The sequence below is a fragment of the Rhodoferax sp. ZS1R8 genome (assembly GCF_056521325.1).
On sequence record NZ_JBWMBA010000163.1, the window covers coordinates 1 to 1,107 of the forward strand.

2 protein-coding genes are annotated in these 1,107 nt (G+C 65.0%); both read right to left on the reverse strand.

Features of this window, described 5'->3' with window-relative positions; all coding sequences use genetic code 11:
* Window positions 1-261, reverse strand: a 261-nt coding sequence (locus AC097P_RS24665; RefSeq protein ID WP_479613049.1) for an ATP-binding cassette domain-containing protein, incomplete at its 3' end; no start/stop codon positions are given.
* A partial coding sequence (locus AC097P_RS24670) for an ABC transporter ATP-binding protein (RefSeq protein WP_479613050.1) occupies window positions 258-1,107 on the reverse strand: 850 nt, incomplete at its 5' end. The genes AC097P_RS24665 and AC097P_RS24670, both read right to left, overlap by 4 nt.

Genomic DNA, 1,107 nt, shown 5'->3' on the forward strand with positions numbered 1-1,107 from the left:
GCCGCAGATGGCACGCAGCACGGTGGATTTGCCCGATCCGGATTCGCCCACAATGCCAAAGCTGGCGCCGGGTTCAACCCGGAAGCTGGTGTCCGCCAGCGCCACAAAGTCGTTGTAAACCACACGCAGGCCTTGTACTTCTAGCCCCAGGCGCGTGGGCGGCAGAGCATTCTGCTCCGTGTCCCCCGCCCGCTGTGCGGGCTCCTCCTTGACCTGCGCAGAACGCTCTGCCGTCCACGCGCCTGGGGATGCCTGACTCACAGCGCCCACTCCGCTTGCCGGTCCAGCACGGGCAATGGGTGGCGGTTCTGCCCGAGTTGGGGCAGGCAGCCCAGCAGGCCGCGTGTGTAGGGGTGTTTGGCATTTGCCAGGTCGGTGGCGGCAATTTCTTCCACGATCTTGCCTGCGTACATCACCAGAACCCGGTCGCAAAAACTGGAGACCAGGCGCAAATCATGCGATACAAAAATGAGGCCCATGCCGCTTTGCGCGACCAGCGTATCCAGCAAGGCCAGCACTTCCAGTTGCACGGTGACATCCAACGCCGACGTGGGCTCGTCCGCAATCAGCAGCTCGGGGTTGGCGATCAGCATCATGGCGATCATGGCGCGTTGGGCCATGCCGCCAGACACCTGGTGGGGGTAGAGCGCAAACACGCGTTCGGCGTCTTGGATCTGCACGGCGCGCAGGGCAGTCAGTGCGCGTTCGCGGGCTTCGCGCCTTGACAAGGTGGCATGGGCGCGCAGCGATTCCACCACCTGCGCGCCAATCGTCATCACCGGGTTGAGCGAATATTTGGGGTCTTGCAGCACCATGGCGATGCGCCCGCCACGCATCTGGCGGCGCTGCTTGGGCGCGCAGTGCAGCAGGTCGATACCGCGAAACTCCAGCCGGCGCGCGGTGACGATGCCCCCCGGTGCGGTCAAGCCCAAAATGGCACGCCCGGTTTGTGATTTACCGGAGCCCGACTCGCCCACCAGCCCCAGGCGCTCGCGGCCCAGCGTGAACGACACGCCGCGCACCACATCGACCAGCACACCGTCGCGGTTGGGGTAGGCCACATGCAGGTCTTCGACGACCAGGATGGGGTCGTTGGTGTTCGCAGTG